The organism is Paracoccus sp. KR1-242 (genome assembly GCF_049446195.1).
In the GTDB taxonomy this organism is placed as follows: domain Bacteria; phylum Pseudomonadota; class Alphaproteobacteria; order Rhodobacterales; family Rhodobacteraceae; genus Paracoccus; species Paracoccus broussonetiae.
Genome location: NZ_JBMSED010000005.1, coordinates 163110 through 179158, shown reverse-complemented (window position 1 = coordinate 179158; position 16049 = coordinate 163110). Strand labels below are relative to the sequence as shown.

The 16049-nt window shown below is 65.2% G+C and carries 14 protein-coding genes; 9 read left to right on the top strand and 5 right to left on the bottom strand.

Features of this window, described 5'->3' with window-relative positions; genetic code table 11:
• Positions 1 to 73: 73 nt before the first annotated feature.
• Entirely contained in the window at positions 74 to 2050 is a 1977-nt protein-coding gene (locus ACO2Q4_RS09450; protein WP_423318882.1) for a PhoX family protein, read from the bottom strand.
• Between the two features lie 200 nt (positions 2051 to 2250).
• On the opposite strand from ACO2Q4_RS09450, the gene ACO2Q4_RS09445 reads away from it, so the two are divergent.
• The 6 genes from ACO2Q4_RS09445 to ACO2Q4_RS09420 are packed head-to-tail and all read left to right on the top strand — an operon-like array spanning position 2251 to position 9138.
• Positions 2251 to 3192 carry a D-ribose ABC transporter substrate-binding protein gene (locus ACO2Q4_RS09445; protein ID WP_311759137.1) on the top strand — a complete coding sequence of 314 codons (942 nt, stop codon included), beginning with the start codon at positions 2251 to 2253 and terminating at the stop codon, positions 3190 to 3192.
• A 55-nt stretch (positions 3193 to 3247) separates the two neighbouring features.
• Entirely contained in the window at positions 3248 to 3904 is a 657-nt protein-coding gene (locus ACO2Q4_RS09440; protein WP_423318880.1) for a DUF2291 family protein, read from the top strand.
• Positions 3901 to 5424 (top strand): sugar ABC transporter ATP-binding protein, encoded by a 1524-nt coding sequence (locus ACO2Q4_RS09435; RefSeq protein ID WP_423318878.1) that lies wholly within the window; start codon positions 3901 to 3903, stop codon positions 5422 to 5424. The genes ACO2Q4_RS09440 and ACO2Q4_RS09435 overlap by 4 nt, the downstream gene beginning before the upstream one ends.
• The gene (locus tag ACO2Q4_RS09430) at positions 5421 to 6476 is read left to right on the top strand and encodes an ABC transporter permease (RefSeq protein WP_311759140.1); all 1056 of its coding nucleotides are present in this window, start codon (positions 5421 to 5423) and stop codon (positions 6474 to 6476) included. Before ACO2Q4_RS09435 ends, ACO2Q4_RS09430 begins: the two co-directional genes overlap by 4 nt.
• On the top strand, positions 6473 to 7474 hold the full coding sequence (locus tag ACO2Q4_RS09425) for a Gfo/Idh/MocA family protein (RefSeq protein ID WP_395133193.1): 1002 nt from the start codon (positions 6473 to 6475) through the stop codon (positions 7472 to 7474). Before ACO2Q4_RS09430 ends, ACO2Q4_RS09425 begins: the two co-directional genes overlap by 4 nt.
• Positions 7471 to 9138 (top strand): hypothetical protein, encoded by a 1668-nt coding sequence (locus ACO2Q4_RS09420; RefSeq protein WP_423318875.1) that lies wholly within the window; start codon positions 7471 to 7473, stop codon positions 9136 to 9138. Before ACO2Q4_RS09425 ends, ACO2Q4_RS09420 begins: the two co-directional genes overlap by 4 nt.
• On the opposite strand, the gene ACO2Q4_RS09415 is transcribed toward ACO2Q4_RS09420, so the two are convergent.
• Together ACO2Q4_RS09415 and ACO2Q4_RS09410 are read right to left on the bottom strand one after the other, a co-directional pair.
• Positions 9090 to 10403: a four-carbon acid sugar kinase family protein gene (locus ACO2Q4_RS09415; protein WP_423318873.1), complete on the bottom strand. Its 1314-nt coding sequence runs from the start codon at positions 10401 to 10403 to the stop codon at positions 9090 to 9092. The genes ACO2Q4_RS09420 and ACO2Q4_RS09415 overlap by 49 nt on opposite strands.
• The gene (locus tag ACO2Q4_RS09410) at positions 10400 to 11659 is read right to left on the bottom strand and encodes a ribulose-bisphosphate carboxylase large subunit family protein (protein WP_423318871.1); all 1260 of its coding nucleotides are present in this window, start codon (positions 11657 to 11659) and stop codon (positions 10400 to 10402) included. The genes ACO2Q4_RS09415 and ACO2Q4_RS09410 overlap by 4 nt, the downstream gene beginning before the upstream one ends.
• 107 nt (positions 11660 to 11766) lie before the next feature.
• On the opposite strand from ACO2Q4_RS09410, the gene ACO2Q4_RS09405 reads away from it, so the two are divergent.
• The 3 genes from ACO2Q4_RS09405 (at position 11767) to ACO2Q4_RS09395 (ending at position 14037) form a co-directional block, all read left to right on the top strand.
• Positions 11767 to 12591 (top strand): phosphogluconate dehydrogenase C-terminal domain-containing protein, encoded by an 825-nt coding sequence (locus ACO2Q4_RS09405; protein ID WP_423318870.1) that lies wholly within the window; start codon positions 11767 to 11769, stop codon positions 12589 to 12591.
• Positions 12592 to 12650: 59 nt separating this feature from the next.
• Positions 12651 to 13385, top strand: a complete 735-nt coding sequence (gene nanR / locus ACO2Q4_RS09400; RefSeq protein WP_395133188.1) for a transcriptional regulator NanR — start codon at positions 12651 to 12653, stop codon at positions 13383 to 13385.
• A gap of 178 nt (positions 13386 to 13563) precedes the next feature.
• Positions 13564 to 14037, top strand: a complete 474-nt coding sequence (locus ACO2Q4_RS09395; RefSeq protein WP_395133186.1) for a VOC family protein — start codon at positions 13564 to 13566, stop codon at positions 14035 to 14037.
• 13 nt (positions 14038 to 14050) lie between these two features.
• On the opposite strand, the gene ACO2Q4_RS09390 is transcribed toward ACO2Q4_RS09395, so the two are convergent.
• Both ACO2Q4_RS09390 and ACO2Q4_RS09385 read right to left on the bottom strand, forming a co-directional pair.
• Positions 14051 to 15388 (bottom strand): sensor histidine kinase, encoded by a 1338-nt coding sequence (locus ACO2Q4_RS09390; RefSeq protein ID WP_423318867.1) that lies wholly within the window; start codon positions 15386 to 15388, stop codon positions 14051 to 14053.
• A complete protein-coding gene (locus ACO2Q4_RS09385; RefSeq protein WP_423318865.1) occupies positions 15385 to 16047 on the bottom strand; it encodes a response regulator transcription factor in 663 nt (220 codons plus the stop codon). The genes ACO2Q4_RS09390 and ACO2Q4_RS09385 overlap by 4 nt, the downstream gene beginning before the upstream one ends.
• Positions 16048 to 16049 lie beyond the last annotated feature (2 nt).

Genomic DNA, 16049 nt, shown 5'->3' with positions numbered 1-16049 from the left:
GCCCGCACGGTTCGGATTGCGACGGGGCAGGGCGGCGACCATGGCTTGGCCAATGTCGCCGCCCGCCTCACTGTTAGCCGATGCGACCGCCGCCCTGCCGGGTGATCGCGACGACGGCCGGGCGAACCGGCATCCTGTCATTGAAATCTGGCCAGCGCGTCGAAAGATCCTCGTAATAGGACGGGCGGCCATGCCCTTCCCAATCATCGCCGCCATCGCCGGGATGCTGGACCGCGACGAACATCGTGGTCATGTCCCCGGTCGGGCAGGGACCGCACATCTCGGCCCCGACCGGCACGCGATAAAACAGGCGCGAGGTGCCGCGCGCCGGCCCGTCGATATCGACCGCCCACAGCCCATCGGTGCGGCCCGTGTCCGCCATCGAATTGCCGTCGGTCGAAATCCACAGCCGGCCATCCGCGTCGATTGCAGCGTTGTCCGGCATCCCGAACCAGCCATTCCTGGTCGTCTCGGTCGAGAAGGTCGCCCCGACCTCGGCCACCGCGGGGTCTCCGCATTGCAGCAGGATCTCCCATTTGCCGGTGGTCGCGGTGAAATCCTCGCCAGCTTCCAGGATCTCGATGACATGACCAAAGGCGTTCCCGGCGCGTGGGTTCGCGGCATCGGGTTCTGTCCGCTTGGTGTTGTTGGTCAGCATGACATAGGCGCGGCCGGTTTTGGGGTTCGGCTGGATGTCCTCGGGGCGGTCCATCGGCGTCGCTTCCAGCAGGTCCGCGGCACGGCGCGCCTCGATCAGCACATCGGCCTGACTGGCAAAGCCGTTCGCCTGGGTCAGCGGCCCCTGACCGTGGACCAAGGGCAGCCAGGTCAGGCTGCCATCGACTTCGAAGCGGGCGACGTAAAGCGTGCCCTCGTCCAGCAGGTCCATGTTGGCCGCGCGATTGGCCGGATCAAAGGCCCGCGCCGTCACGAACTTGTAGACATAGTCGAAACGCTCGTCATCGCCCAGGTAGAAGACCACCCGGCCATCCTTCGCGACGACGCTTTCCGCCCCCTCATGCTTGAAACGGCCGAGAGCGGTGCGTTTTTTCGGAACCGAGTTCGGGTCCATCACATCGACCTCGACCACCCAGCCGAAACGGTTCGGCTCGTTCGGCTCCTGGCTGACGTCAAAGCGCTTGTGGAACCTGCCCCATTGATAGTCACCGGCAGGAACGCCCAGACGCTTGTAGTTCCCGGCCTCGGCATGGCCCTCGGGCAATTCGCCTGTGAAATAGCCGTGGATGTTCTCCTCGGCCATGATGTAGGTGCCCCAGGGCGTCACGCCGCCCGCGCAATTGTTGATGGTGCCGAAGACCTTGCTGCCCGAGGGATCCTCGGACGTCTTTACGCGGTCATGCCCGGCGACGGGCCCAGACAGCTGCATCTGGGTCTTGGCGGTGATGCGGCGGTTCAGTTTGCCATCCAGCACCGGCTGCCATTTGCCGTCAGCCTTGCGGATCTCGACGATCGTCCCGCCATGCGCCGCCATCTCGATGTTCACGCGATCCTCGGTCGCATCGGCAACCTTGATCTTGCCATCCGCGACCGTGACGATGCCGGGGAACATCAGATGTTCGTTGGTGTATTCGTGGTTGACGACCAGAAGGCCGCGATCGGTCGCACCTTCCAGCGGGATAAAGCCCACGAAGTCGTTGTTATAGCCGAACTGGCGCTGCTGCGCCGCCTCGGACTGGTTCTCGGGATCGAAATCCGGCGCGTCGGCGAACAGCTTGTCGCCCCAGCGCAGAAGCACGTCCGCGTCATAGCCTTCGGCGACGTGGTGATCGGCGTCCACCCCTGCCTCGACCTCGGGGAAGTCGAAGGCCGATCCCGACCCGGCCCGCGCCCGATCCGCCGCGAGCATCGCGATCGGCGAAACCGTCGCCGCAATCGCGACCGTGGCCATCGACCCGCTGAGGAAGCTTCGGCGCGAGAAACGGGCGGCGATGATATCGCCCATGGTGCGGTTGGCGGTCGGATTCAGACCGGGCCCGTCGGCTTCCTCCAGCTTCGAGGTGCGGAAAATATCACTTTGGCGCAAGTTCATGGCTGTTCCCTGGCAAATGCTTGGCCCGACACCCCCTACAGCCCGATTGCGACAGTGGTTTGGCAGTCAGGGCTTTGCCCACATCTTAGCATATCATACCAGTTGACAAGATGATTTCACCCGGCCAAGCTGACAGGCGGGAGAGAGGACGCATGGACGGCGCGAAGCCATCCGGCGAAACAAAATCAGGGAGAAGCCATATGAATATTCTGCGCCGCACCCTTATTGCGAGCGTGGCGGTCGCGGCATTCGCGACCTCGCCTTTCGCCGCATCGGCCGACGGGTTGATTGCAATCATCACGCCCAGCCATGACAACCCCTTCTTCAAGGCTGAAGCCGTCGGCGCCGAAGCCCGCGCGAAGGATCTGGGATACGAGACGCTGGTCCTGGTCCATGACGACGACGCCAACAAGCAGTCGGAACTGTTCGACACCGCCATCGCGCGTGGGGCCAAAGCGATCATTCTGGACAATGCGGGCGCCGATGCGACCGTAGGCGCGGTCAAGCGCGCCAAGGATGCGGGTATCCCGTCCTTCCTGATCGACCGCGAGATCACGGAATCCGGCATCGCCGTCAGCCAGATCGTCTCGAACAACTATCAGGGCGCGCAGCTTGGGGCCGAGGAATTCGTGAAGCTGATGGGCGAAAAGGGCAAGTTCGCCGAGCTGGTCGGCAAGGAGTCGGACACCAACGCGGGCATCCGTTCGTCGGGCTATCACGACATCATCGACCAGTATCCCGACATGGAGATGGTGGCCCAGCAATCCGCGAACTGGTCGCAGACCGAAGCCTATAGCAAGATGGAGACGATCCTGCAGGCCAATCCCGAAATCAAGGGCGTGATCTCGGGCAACGACACCATGGCGATGGGCGCATGGGCCGCGCTGGAGGCGGCGGGACGGACCGACGTCATCGTCGTCGGCTTTGACGGATCGAACGACGTGCGCGACTCGATCAAGGCGGGCGGTATCAAGGCGACCGTGCTGCAGCCCGCCTATCGTCAGGCTCAGCTGGCGGTCGAACAGGCCGATCAATACCTGAAGACCGGCAAAACCGGGCAGGACGAGAAGCAGTTGATGGATTGTGTCCTGATCAATTCGGACAATGCCGGCAAGCTGGAAACCTTCGCCCTGGCCGAGTGATCGAGCAGGCGGCCCGGCAGTCCGGGCCGCCACCCCAGCCCAAGCGGAGACATGCATGTCCCGGACCAAGATGACGGCGCTGTGCCTGCTGGCACTGATGCCGCTTGCCGCCTGCAAGATCGTGAAGAACCCCGACCCCGTCCAGCCCTCTGCCGAGGGACAGGGGCAGGCGGCCCAGACCGCGGGCAGCGACGAAGCGCGCATGGCTGCCCGCGCCGCCGAGCTGTGGAATCCGAAGATCATGCCGTATATTGCTGAAAAGGCGACGGATATCGCAACTCTGCGTGCGGCGTTGAAGGATGGGCCCGACGCCGCCGCAAGCTATGGCTTCCGGCCCGCGGCTGAAGGCAGCCCCTGGAACTTCATCGCCAAGGGCGAAGGCAAGGTCGTCGCCGAGGACCGCAAAAGCCGGGCGGCAAAGCTGGAGCTGGACACCGACGGCGATGGCGCGGGCGACGTGACCGTGCAGCTTGGCCCGGTGATGAAGGGCACCACGCTTAGGGATTCTTTGAATTTTCTGGTTTTCACCGATTATCGCGACCAGATCGAGTTCGCAAAGCTTGCGCGCGCGCTGAACGATCATGCCCATGCGGCGCTATCGCTGCCCGAAGGCGACCTGACCGGGGGCAATGTCGCCTTTTCCGGTGCATTCACCATCCGCACCAAGGGAGAGGCGATCCTGCTGACCCCCGTGACGCTGGAGGTGAAATGATCGGCCTGCAAATCCGCGACGGCACCAAGGTCTATCCCGGCACGATTGCCCTGAAATCGGTGGATTTCGACCTGCACATGGGCGCCGTCAATGTGCTTGTGGGCGAGAATGGTGCCGGCAAGTCCACCATGATGAAAGTCATCGCCGGGGTCGAGCGCCTGACCGAAGGGCAGGTCCTGCTGGACGGTCAGCCCGTCACCTTCAACGGCACCGATGACGCCGCGCGGCACGGGATCGGCATCGTCTTCCAGGAATTGAACCTTTTCCCGAACATGACCGTGGCCGAAAACATCTTCATCGGCCGAGAGAAGCTGCGCGCGGGCATCGACATCAATGCCGAAGGCCAGCGGCGCGAGACGCGCGCCCTGATGCGGCGGCTTGAGCAGGACATCGACCCGGACACGCCGGTCGGCGAATTGCGCGTCGGACAACAGCAGATCGTCGAAATCGCGAAAAGCCTTGCGCAGGATGCACGCATCCTGATCCTGGACGAGCCGACCTCGGCCCTGTCCGCGGCCGAGGTCGAAATCCTGTTCCGGGTCATCGCCGATCTGAGGCGCAATGGCGTCGGCATCGTCTATATCTCGCACCGGCTGGAAGAGCTGATCCGCATCGGCGACCACATCACCGTGCTGCGCGACGGCCGCATCACCGGCACCCGCAGCATGGAGGGCGTCGATGTCGCATGGATCGTCCGCCACATGATCGGCGAGGCCTCCAAGGATTTCGCCAAGGAGATAGAGCATCCCTTCGGGGCCGAAGTCTTTCGCGCCGAAGAAGTCTGCCTGCCCCGCGCAGGGGGCGGGCTCGCGGTCGACCATGTCTCGCTGTCGCTGCGCGCAGGGGAAATCCTGGGTGTCTATGGCCTGATGGGCGCGGGCCGCTCCGAACTGCTGGAGTGTATCATCGGCAAGCACCGGCATTCCACCGGGCGTTACTTCGTCGGCGGCGAACCCCTTGCCGCGCGCAATGTCGCGGATCGGATCGAGCGAGGCATCGCCCTGATCCCCGAGGATCGCAAGAATGACGGCCTGATCCAGATGCTGTCGATCCGCGAGAACATGAGCCTGTCCAGCCTTGGCGATTTCACGCGCCTCTTTCACATGGACCTGGGTGCCGAACGCGGCCGGGTGCGCGAATTCGTGGACAGGCTGCGCATCAAGATCGCCTCGACCGAACACCCGGTCTCCAGCCTGTCCGGTGGCAACCAGCAGAAGGTGGTGATCGGCAAGGCGCTGATGACCAAGCCCCGCATCCTTCTGATGGACGAACCATCACGGGGGATCGACATTGGTGCCAAGGCCGAGGTGTTCCGCACCATGCGCCGGCTGGCCGCCGAGGGGCTGGGGATCATCTTCGTGACCTCGGACCTGGACGAGGTGCTGTCGTTGTCTGACCGCATCATCGTCATGTCGAACGGGCGCGTCACCGCAGAATTGCCACGCGCCGAGGCGAACGAGACCGCATTGGTCGCCGCCTCGGCGATCGGCCACAACCATGCAAGGGAGCCCGCAGCATGATGACCGCAACCGCGCCCCGCACCACCGGATCGGGCAGCGCGCTTCTGCTTCTGCTGAAGCTGCGTACCTTCATCGCGCTGATCGCGGTTTTTACCTTCTTCGCCTTCGCCGCCCCCAACTTCCTGAGCGCCGCGAATTTCGTCATCATGTCGAAGCACGTCGCGCTGAACGCGTTCCTGGCCATAGGCATGACCTTCGTCATCATCTCGGGTGGGATCGACCTGTCGGTCGGCTCGATCGTCGGGCTGTGCGGCATGGTCGCGGGATGGTTGATCCTGTATGGCATCGACCTGGGACTTGGCTGGTCGATCCAGTTCAACACGCTGGAAATCTGCCTGATCGTTGTCCTTGTCGGCATCGCGGTCGGGGCGGTCAACGGACTTCTGATCACGCGGCTGAACGTGGCACCGTTCATTGCGACGCTGGGCGTGCTTTATGTCGCGCGGGGCGCGGCGATGCTGTCCTCGGACGGGCGGACCTTCCCGAACCTGAATGGTAATCCCGAATATGGCTCGGACACGTTCCGGCTGATCGGGGCAGGGAACCTGCTGGGCATCCCGGTTTCGATCTGGATGCTGATCGTCGTCGGGCTGCTTGCCTCATATATCGCGAACCGCACCCCCCTGGGCCGCCACATCTATGCCGTCGGCGGCAATGAACGCGGTGCGGCGCTGTCGGGCGTCAAGGTCAAGCGGGTGAAGATGTTCGTCTATATGTTCTCGGGCTTTTGCGCGGCGCTGGTGGGGCTGATCGTGTCGTCGCAACTGGTCGCCTCACATCCTGCGACCGGCGAGACATTCGAACTGAACGCCATCGCCGCAGCGGTCCTGGGCGGCACCTCGATGTCGGGCGGGCGGGGACGCATCCTTGGCACAGTTGTCGGCGCCTTCGTCATCGGGGTGCTGTCGGACGGGCTGGTGATGATGGGGGTCTCATCTTTCTGGCAGACGGTCATCAAGGGGCTCGTCATCATCGCCGCCGTGGTCATCGACCAGGCCCAGCAACGGTTGCAGGCGCGCGTCGCGCTGCAGGCGCAGGCGAACCTGGCATGAGGGGCGCGCTGATCGGATGCGGCTTCTTCGCCCAGAACCAGCTTCACGCCTGGCGGGATCTGGCCCAGATCACCGCGATCTGCGACCGCGATCCGCAGCGACTGGCCGAGACCGCGGCCCGCTTCGGGATAACGCGAACCTATGACGACGCCGCACGCATGTTCGCGGATGGTGGCTTCGACTTTGTCGATATCGCCACCACCGTCCCCTCGCACCGCCCGCTGGTCCAGATGGCGGCCGCAGCCGGTGTCCATGCCATCTGCCAGAAGCCCTTTGCCGAGACGATGGCGGATGCCCGCGCGATGGTCACGGCAGCAGAAAGCGCCGGCATCACGCTGATGGTGCATGAGAATTTTCGCTGGCAATCTGCCATTCGCCGCTGCATCGACGCGGTGCGGGGCGGCGCAATCGGAACGCCGTTCTTCGCGCGCGTCAGCTTTCGGTCCGGCTATGACGTGTTCAGCGGCCAACCTTATTTGGCCACGGACCAGCGCTTCATCATCCAGGATCTGGGCATCCACATTCTGGATATTGCCCGCGCGCTCATGGGCGATGCCACACGGATCACGGCGACGACACGGCGCATCAACCCCGCGATCCGGGGCGAAGATGTGGCAACCATGCTGCTTCAGCACGCAGGCGGCGCGACCTCGGTCGTCGATTGCTCCTATGCCACGCGACGGGTGCCCGAAACTTTCCCCGAAACCCTGTTGGAAATCGACGGGGATCGGGGGACGCTGCGGCTGGATGCGGGCTATCGCCTGACACTGCCCGAAGGAAGCAGCGACTTGTCGCCCCCGGTCCTGCCCTGGGCCTCGCGACCCTGGCACAACATCCAGGAAAGCGTGCTGCTGATCCAGCGGCACTTCCTTGACTGCATCGCGGCGGGGATCCAGCCCGAAACCTCGGGCGCGGACAATCTTCGGACGCTGGCGCTGGTCGAGGGGGCGTATCTTTCTGCTGCCGAGGGGCGCAGTGTTGCGCTGGACGAACTATGACGCTGCTGACCACCGGGCCCCTGTCCTTGCGTCTGGAAGGGGGCGCCCTGCGCGATATCCGATGGAACGGGATCGAGGCGATCCGCGGCATCGCCTGGCTGGTCCGTGACCGTGACTGGGGCACATTGCCCGCCCGGATCCGGAACCTGCGCATCGACCGCGAGGATGCGGGCTTTCGCGTCCATTTCGACGCCGATGCCGACGGGCTTCATACCCGCATGACGATCGAAGGGCGGGCTGATGGTTTCCTGCGGGTCGAGGGGCGCGCCGTTCCCCCCGCCGATCTGCTGACGAACCGCACCGGCTTCACCATCCTGCACCCGATCACGGGCGTCGCGGGGCACTGGGCGCGCATCACCCATTCCGGCGGCGACAGCGAAGAAACCACCTTTCCCGATCTGATCGAGCCATGGCAGCCCTTCAAGGACATTGCCGCCATCGCCCATCGCATCGACGGCGCCGAGGTCTGCTGCGAGATGGCGGGCGATGTCTTCGAGATGGAGGATCAGCGCAACTGGTCGGATGCAAGCTTCAAGACCTATGTTCGTCCGCTTGCCCTGCCGTGGCCTTATGTCCTGCCCGCTGGTCAGGAAATGGTTCAGTCCGTCACCCTGCGGTTCCGTCCCGGTCCCGCGCTGCCACCACCGCGCCCGATGGCGCGGCCGGATGCCGTGATGCCCCGGATCGGACTGGTGATCTCGCCCGAGGAACTGCCGGACGCGCTGGCCCATGCGGCGCGACTGGCCGAGATCGCACCCCAGCATATCCTGTGTCACCTTGATCCCACCGCTGGCCACGGGGCCGAGGCTTTGGCGGGGTTCGCGCAGCTTCAGCGCGCCTGTCCCGCCGCTTACGATCTGGAATATGTCGTGGCCTGCACGGGTTCACTGCCGGACGAGATGCAGGCGCTGGCACGCGCTGTCGCCGCATCCGGCCTGCGCCTTGCCAGCCTGGCTGTCTGCCCGTCTGTCGACCGGCAATCGACTCCGCCCGGTTCCGCCTGGCCCGATTGCCCGCCGCTTGCGCAGGTCTATGCGGCAACGCGCGCGGCCTTTCCGGGCCTGCCCTTGGGCGGCGGCATGTTCAGCTATTTCACCGAGCTGAACCGAAAACGACCGCCTGTCGAGTTGCTGGACTATGTCACTCACGGAACAAACCCCATCGTCCATGCCGCGGATGATGAAAGCGTCATGCAGACGCTTGAGACGATCCCGCATATCCTGCGCTCGGCCCGCGCGATCATCGGGGCGAAGGAATATCGGCTTGGCCTGACGTCGATCGGGATGCGCCAGAACCCCTATGGATCGCGCACAATTCCCAATCCGGACGGCGCGCGCATCTGCATGACCGATTCAGATCCGCGCCAGTCCGGGGACTTCGCGGCAGCCTTTACCGCGGGCTATGCCGCGACGCTGGCCGGATCGGGGGTCACGACCTGGGTTCCCGCCGCCTTCACAGGCCCGCGCGGTATCGTTGGCGCGGATGGCACAGTTTGGCCTGTGGGCCGCGTCATTGCCGCACTTGCGAAAATGGCGGGCAAGCGCGTGGTGGCGACGGGCGAAGGCTGGCTGAAGCTCGAGGATGGCAGCAGCCTTGAGGCCGATCTTGCCGCGCCCTATGCGGTCCGCCTTGGCCCTCCGCCGTCGCGGACCCAGCCGAAATAATCCTCGCTGCCCATCTGGCCGCCCTTCAGGGCAAGCTGCAATCCGTCATGTGCCCCGCCCTGAACGGCGCAAATTGCGGCACCGGGAATGGTCGGGGCCAAGGCCCGGAGCGCCCGGACCCCCAAGGCCCGCGCCGCATATCCCGAGGTATCGCCTCCCGAGATCACCGCCCGACGCAAGCCGGCACGACGGATCAACTGATCCAGAATGCGACCAAGTGCGGTTCCCACCGCCTCATTCGCGGCCGGATCGTCGCCGAAGCGCGCGCGGAATCGCGCGACCGCCGGATCGTCGGGGCCTTTCGCGCTGTAGATCAGCGGATCTGCCCCGCGATCAAGCGCAGCCAGACCTTGCGCGACGGCTTTCGCCTCGGCGTCGCTGCCGCCGGTGCTGGCGTCAAAGGGGATCGCGGCAAAGCCGTTCGCCTCGGCCCAGGCGATCTGAGCCGCCGTCACGGGTGAGACCGAGCCGGAAACGACCGCCAGCCGGTCGCGACCAAGCGAAGGCGGCAGCACCTCTGGCGCCAACCAGCCTTGGCTGCGCCAATGTTCGATCAGCGCATATTCCACGCCCTGGCTGCCGATGACAAAAGGCGCCTCGGCGCGGTGGTCCCAGATCAGCCTGCCGCAACGCGCCATTCCGGCATCGTCCACCGCATCCAGCGTGACCAGCGATACCCCGGCCTCCCGTAGTCGGGCAAGCGCGTGTTCGGGATCGTCGGCAAGCGTGATGCAGCCGGTGGGGCGCGAGGTCTGCCGCGCCAGGTGGCGGGCCACATCGGCCTCATCCATCGGCGTCACCGGGTGGCGCGACATGACCGGGTGGCGGTCCAGTCGATGGACCTGTCCCATCGCCTCTGCAAACAAAGAGCCAAAGGCCTGATAGCGGCCCATCCTTGGTGCGGCGATCAGGACACTTGCCCAACTCTCCGTGCCAATCTCGGCCGCCGCACCGATCGAGCCGATACCCGGCGCGGAATCCAGTGTCGAGCACACCTTGTAATGCAGCAGCGGCGCGCCCGTTTCCCGCAGCAGCGTAAAGGCGCCCGGCAGTTCCTGCCGCATCCGTTCGGGCGACCATGTCCGCGCGGTCGTGGCGATGCCGACGGCACGGATACCGGACAACTCCGCCAATTGCGCAGCATCCGGGGGATCCAGAAACAGAAGCGAGGGCAGGCCCGCAAAGCTCAGCACCTCCATCACCGCGGCCGAGCCGGTGAAGTCGTCGCCCAGCCAGCCAAGCAACAGTCCCGGGGGCAAGGTCACAGCAGGATCTCCGGCCGCTTGAACGCCGTCAGTGCCGCGGCAAGTTCGGGCTGGGCGCGGGCCGCCTCGGTGATCTCGACGCCTTCGCGCGCCGCGTCCGCCGCCTGTCGCAGGGCGATCACGCCCGCGGCGGGACCCCCCGGATGGCTCATGATGCCGCCGCCCGCGCAAAAGATGAAATCGTCATTGCCCAGCACCCGGCGCGACGGGGCCATCTGCCAGACCGTTTGCCCCGAGGAGAAGACCGGCATCGCGCCATGTGCCGGGCCGCCCGTACAAACGGGTGCCTGAACTGCGCGCGCCGCCTCGGCCACCACTTCGTCGGGCTCGGTGAACTTGTTGGCGATGCCATTCACATGCAGGTGGTCCGCTCCGGCCAGCCGCCACAGTTTTTGCCAGACCGGAAAGGCAATGCCGATATGGGGAGAGCGCGAAAACAGCCCCCAACCTGCACGGTGCCCGTGGATGGGCAGGGCGCAGCGGTCCCGAAGCGCGCGCAGGCCCGACAGGCCCACGGGAATGACCGACACCATCGCGCAGGTCGCGCCGGCCTTCTCCAGCATCTCGGCATGGCGCCACATCGCTTCGATTTCGTCAGTGATATTGAAGGCATACATCACCTTCTTCCCGGTCCTGTCGGCGTGGTCGTTCAGGACACGCATGACCGCGTCGACCCGCTGGGCCAGCGGGCAATAGCGGCCATTGGCCTGCAACTCGTCATCTTTGATGAAGTCGATCCCGGCCCCCGCCAGCGTTCCGACTAGTGCCGCGGTTTCATCGGCGGACAGACCGACGCTGGGCTTGATGATGGTGCCGATCAGCGGTCCCTCCACCCCGGCCAGGCGATGCGTCCCCTCGGCCCCGAAGCGCGGCCCGGGATTGTCCAGCGCGAAACTTTCAGGCAACGTCAGACCGGTCAGACGCAGCGCAGAGATATCGGCCAGCTCGAACAGGTTGCCCGCGACGGTCGCCATCAGGTTCGGCAGGGACGGTCCGATATTCTCCTCGGGCCAGCTGATGGTGACGCGCCCGCGCTCATAGACCTCGCCACGACTGCGCGAGGGCAGGGCCGGCACCCCCGACGTGCCGGTGATCTCGACCGCTTCGATCCGCGCGCCGGACCGGTCGCGCAGCGCGTCGGTTTCCAGGGCCAGGCGGACAAAGGTGCCGGTCGATTGTTCGCCCGCCAGAACCTCGGCGGCATGGGCGATGCCACGCGGCGACTCGATTTCATAGACTGCCTCGAACCGCTGCATCCGCTTCCTCCGCTTGCTGGCCGCAAATCATCATATTCACACGTTATACCAGTTGACAAGACGGGGTGGCGCGGGAATGCTTGCCCCATGGGATGGAGAGACAGCCAATGAAGATCGCACTTATCGGCGCGGGCGGCAAAATGGGCGTCCGCCTGGGCCGCAACCTTGCGCGCAGTTCGCATGACATCAGCTATGTCGAGGTCAGCGAGGCGGGGCAGGCCCGCGTCCGCAGCGAATTGGGGGCAGAGGTCACACCGGTCGAACAGGCCCTGCAAGGGGCAGAGGTCGTGATCCTGGCCGTTCCCGACACCGCCATCGGCGCGGTTTCGGCAAAGATCGTTCCCATCCTTGCCGCCGGGACGATGGTCGTGATCCTTGACGCTGCCGCGCCCTATGCCGGGCATCTGCCATCGCGCGCGGATATCAGCTACTTCGTGACCCATCCCTGCCATCCGCCGATCTTCAACGACGAAACCACGGCCGAGGGGCGGAACGATCATTTCGGCGGCATCGCCGCGCGGCAATCCATCGTCAGCGCCCTGATGCAGGGGCCGGACACGGATTTCGCCAAGGGCGAGGAAGTTGCCCGGATCATCTGGGCGCCGATCCTGCGTTCGCATCGCCTGACGATGGAACAGATCGCGCTGCTGGAACCGGCTCTGTCGGAAACGCTGGCCGCGACCCTGCTTGCGGTGATGAAGCAGGGCATCGACGAAGTCGTGGCCCGCGGTGTTCCTGCCGAGGCGGCCCGCGATTTTCTGCTGGGTCACCTGAACATTCTGGGCGCAGTGACTTTCGGGCATGTGCAGGGCGTCTTTTCCGATGCCTGCAACAAGGCGATCGAAAACGGTTTGCCCCGGCTGATGCGTGACGACTGGAAGGGCATTTTCGAGCCCGAGGAACTGGCCGAAAGCATCCGCCGGATCACCTGAACGCTGGCATTCCGGGCACTTCCCGCCTAGGTTGGCGACCGAATTTGCAAGGACGACCCATGGCGCAACCCTCTTCCCCTCTGGCACCCAGTTCCGAAGACCGGATCGTGCGCCGGAAGCTGTCGGACCTTGTGCTGGAGCGGCTGACCGCCATGGTCCTCAGCGGAGAGTTGAAGCCCGGTGACACGGTGCCTTCGGAGCGCGACCTGATGGCGCGCTTCGGCGTCGGGCGTCCCGCCGTGCGCGAGGCGCTGCAGGCCATGCAGATGCGGGGCCTGATCACCATCGTTCATGGCGAGCGCAGCCGGGTCAATCCGCTGACGGCCGAGATCGCGCTGCACCAGGCCGACACCATGGCACAGGTGATCCTGTCGACCGCGCCCGAAGCGCTGGACCACCTTAAAGACGTGCGGCGACTGTTCGAGACGGGCATGGTCCGCATTGCCGCCGCCAAGGCCACGCCCGCCGAAATCGCCGAGCTTCGCGAGATGGTGCACAGCCAGCGCCGCGCCTTGGGTGACGCGCCCGCCTTCATCGCGTGCGACATCGCCTTTCATCGCCGGATCGCGGAAATCTCGGGCAATCCGATCCTGCGCGCGGTCAGCGAGGCGATGCTGAACTGGGTCTTCCGCTATCACAATGACCTGCTGCACTGGTCCGGGCGCGAGGATGTCACTCTGGGCGACCACCTGCGCATCATCGAGCGGATCGAAGCGCGGGATGCCGAAGGTGCGGTCGCGGCGATGCAGGCGCATTTGGACCGCTCGACTGGCGTGATCCAGCATTCCGCCTGAAGATTCCATTACAACCATTTAATAGAGATACATTTAACCTGACGCTTGACGCCGTGGGCCGGTTCTTCATCCCCCCGCCAAGGCATTTCGGGCTGCAAAATTCGCGACATCGCGCCTATACTCCGCCCCTGACCCGAACAGCGCCGACTTCCCGCTGCCAGCGAAAAAGGATGATGCGATGAACAAGAACACCATCTGCCTGTGGTTCGACAATGATGCCGAGGACGCCGCCCGCTTCTATTGCGAAACATTTCCCGACAGCGAGTTGCAGCGGGTATACCGCGCCCCAGGCGACTATCCTTCGGGCAAGGAAGGCGACGTGCTGCTGGTCGAATTCACCGTCGCCGGCATTCCGTGCGTGGGCCTGAATGGAGGCTCGGCGTTCCATCACAGCGAGGCGTTCTCGTTCCAGATTTCGACCGAGGATCAGGAGGAAACCGACCGCTACTGGAATGCCATCGTGGGGAATGGCGGGCAGGAAAGCGATTGCGGCTGGTGCAAGGACAAGTGGGGCCTGTCCTGGCAGATCACCCCGCGCGTCCTGATGGAGGCGATGGCGGCAGGGGGCGACGAAGCCCGGCGTGCCTTCGCGGCAATGATGGAGATGAAGAAGATCGACGTCGCCACCATCGAGGCCGCGCGGCGCGGCTGATCCCGCGACCCTGTCAGGTGCCCGGTCCACGCCAAAACATCAGGCTGACCCGAAAACCCGGATCGAGGTTTTGCAGAAGCAGGTCGCCATGGGCGGCCTCGACGATCTCTTTCGCCAGCGACAGCCCGACGCCAGTGCCACCGCTGTCAAGAAAGTGGCCACGTCGCGTCACCTCGTCCAGCTGCTCTGGCGGGACGCCGGGGCCGTCATCCTCGATCAGCAGGATTATCCGGCGGCCTTTCGCCTCGGCCCGGATCACGACGCGTTCGCGGGCATGGCGGAGGGCATTCTCTGCCACGCTGCCCAGGGCTTCGGTCAGGTCATAGGCATCGATCCGCACCAGCATTCCGGACGGAACCTGCGTGATGATCCCGATCTCGTCGCCGCGCGCCGTGCGCCGCAGGACGGCGGCGATCCGTTCCACCACCTGCGCCAGATCGGCTGACCCTTCGGCCCCGATCCGGGCACGGCCAAGTTCGCGATCGACGCTGCCCCGGATCTGCTCGGCGATCTCGTCGATGGCATCGGCCGCCTCGTTCTGGCCGGACTGGCGCAAGCGGCTTGTCTCTCCATGCAGGGCCTGAAGCGGAGTTTTCAGCGTATGGGCAAGATCCGCCGCGCGATGCCGCGCGCGTTCGATCCGGCGGTCGCGGTCGTCCAGAAGCTCGTCTATGGCCGAGGCCAACGGGCGCACCTCGGTTGGCAGATCCTGTCCCAGGCGCGCCAACCGCCCGCTTTGCAGCGCCTCGACCTTGCGGTGGACATCGGCAAACAGCCGCAATCCGATCGCCACCTGCACGATCGAGGCCAGGATCAGCAGCACCCCCAGAATGACAAGGGCAGGGACCAGGTCACGGTCGAAAAGCTGCTGCGCCTCGTCCATCAGGGCGGTGCTGACGGCAACCGCGATGCGCACCGGATGCCCATCCGCGCCAACCCGGATGCTGCGGTCCAGGATCAGCAGGCGCTGACCGTCCGGTCCATCACCCCCGTAAAGCTCGGCCCGGCCGCGACCGGGCATCGCGGCAGTCAGCGGCAATACCGTGTCCCACAAGGATTGTGAACGATGGGTGCGGCCATCAACCTCGATCTGCCAGTAAAGACCGGAATAGGGCTGAAGATAGCGGCGGTCCCCACCGATGTCGTCAGGCGGCGCGGCGGGGGGCTGGTCGCCCTCGAACCCCGCGACCAGCGCCATGCTTTTGGCCTCCAGCTCCTGCGAGGTCAGGCGCGTGACCTGCCGGTGGAACATCACGCTGAGCGCAAGATCGGACAACAGCAGCGCCAGCACCACGGCAAGGATCGCGCCTATGCTCAGCCGCCAGCGGATCGATCCGCGCGTCAGCTTCACGGGGACTGTTCCAGAAAATAGCCAAAGCCCCGGCGCGTTCCGATCACGGCCGGGCCGGTCTTGCGGCGCAGGCGGGCGATGATTGCCTCGATCGCATTCACGTCGCGGGACTCGTCATCTCCGTAAACCTGCTCAAGCAGTTCGCCCGGAGAAACGACGCGGTCGGCATTCATGACAAGGCAGGAAAGCAGCCGGAACTCCAGCGCCGTCAGGTTCAGCGCGTGGCCATCGACCGAGGCGGTCTGCCGATTGGTATCCAGCGCAAGCCGCCCGATCTGCTGGACCGGATTCACCCGTCCCGAGGAGCGTCGGACCAGCGCCCGGGCCCGGGCCACCAATTCTTCCATGCGGAAGGGCTTGGGCAGGTAGTCGTCCGCCCCCGCGTCGATCCCTTCGACCCTTTCATTCCAGCTGCCCCGCGCGGTCAGGACCAGCACGGGGGTTTCGACCCCCTCGGCCCGCCAGCGCTTCAGGACCGTCAACCCGTCGATGCGCGGCAAGCCAAGGTCAAGGACGACAAGGGCATAATCCTCGGTCCCGCCAAGAAACCAGGCCTCGTCGCCATCAGCCGCGCGTTCGGCCCGAAAGCCCGCGCGCTCCAGTGCCTGGGTGATGTCCGCGGCGATGCGGGGGTCGTCCTCGACGATCAGGCAGCGCATAG

Bases quoted from the DNA above. Each gene is read 5' to 3' on its own strand.
- ACO2Q4_RS09450 (WP_423318882.1), bottom strand. From the start codon at position 2,050: ATGAACTTGCGCCAAAGTGATATTTTCCGCACCTCGAAGCTGGAGGAA.
- ACO2Q4_RS09445 (WP_311759137.1), top strand. From the start codon at position 2,251: ATGAATATTCTGCGCCGCACCCTTATTGCGAGCGTGGCGGTCGCGGCA.
- ACO2Q4_RS09440 (WP_423318880.1), top strand. From the start codon at position 3,248: ATGTCCCGGACCAAGATGACGGCGCTGTGCCTGCTGGCACTGATGCCG.
- ACO2Q4_RS09435 (WP_423318878.1), top strand. From the start codon at position 3,901: ATGATCGGCCTGCAAATCCGCGACGGCACCAAGGTCTATCCCGGCACG.
- ACO2Q4_RS09430 (WP_311759140.1), top strand. From the start codon at position 5,421: ATGATGACCGCAACCGCGCCCCGCACCACCGGATCGGGCAGCGCGCTT.
- ACO2Q4_RS09425 (WP_395133193.1), top strand. From the start codon at position 6,473: ATGAGGGGCGCGCTGATCGGATGCGGCTTCTTCGCCCAGAACCAGCTT.
- ACO2Q4_RS09420 (WP_423318875.1), top strand. From the start codon at position 7,471: ATGACGCTGCTGACCACCGGGCCCCTGTCCTTGCGTCTGGAAGGGGGC.
- ACO2Q4_RS09410 (WP_423318871.1), bottom strand. From the start codon at position 11,659: ATGCAGCGGTTCGAGGCAGTCTATGAAATCGAGTCGCCGCGTGGCATC.
- ACO2Q4_RS09405 (WP_423318870.1), top strand. From the start codon at position 11,767: ATGAAGATCGCACTTATCGGCGCGGGCGGCAAAATGGGCGTCCGCCTG.
- nanR (WP_395133188.1), top strand. From the start codon at position 12,651: ATGGCGCAACCCTCTTCCCCTCTGGCACCCAGTTCCGAAGACCGGATC.
- ACO2Q4_RS09395 (WP_395133186.1), top strand. From the start codon at position 13,564: ATGAACAAGAACACCATCTGCCTGTGGTTCGACAATGATGCCGAGGAC.
- ACO2Q4_RS09385 (WP_423318865.1), bottom strand. From the start codon at position 16,047: ATGCGCTGCCTGATCGTCGAGGACGACCCCCGCATCGCCGCGGACATC.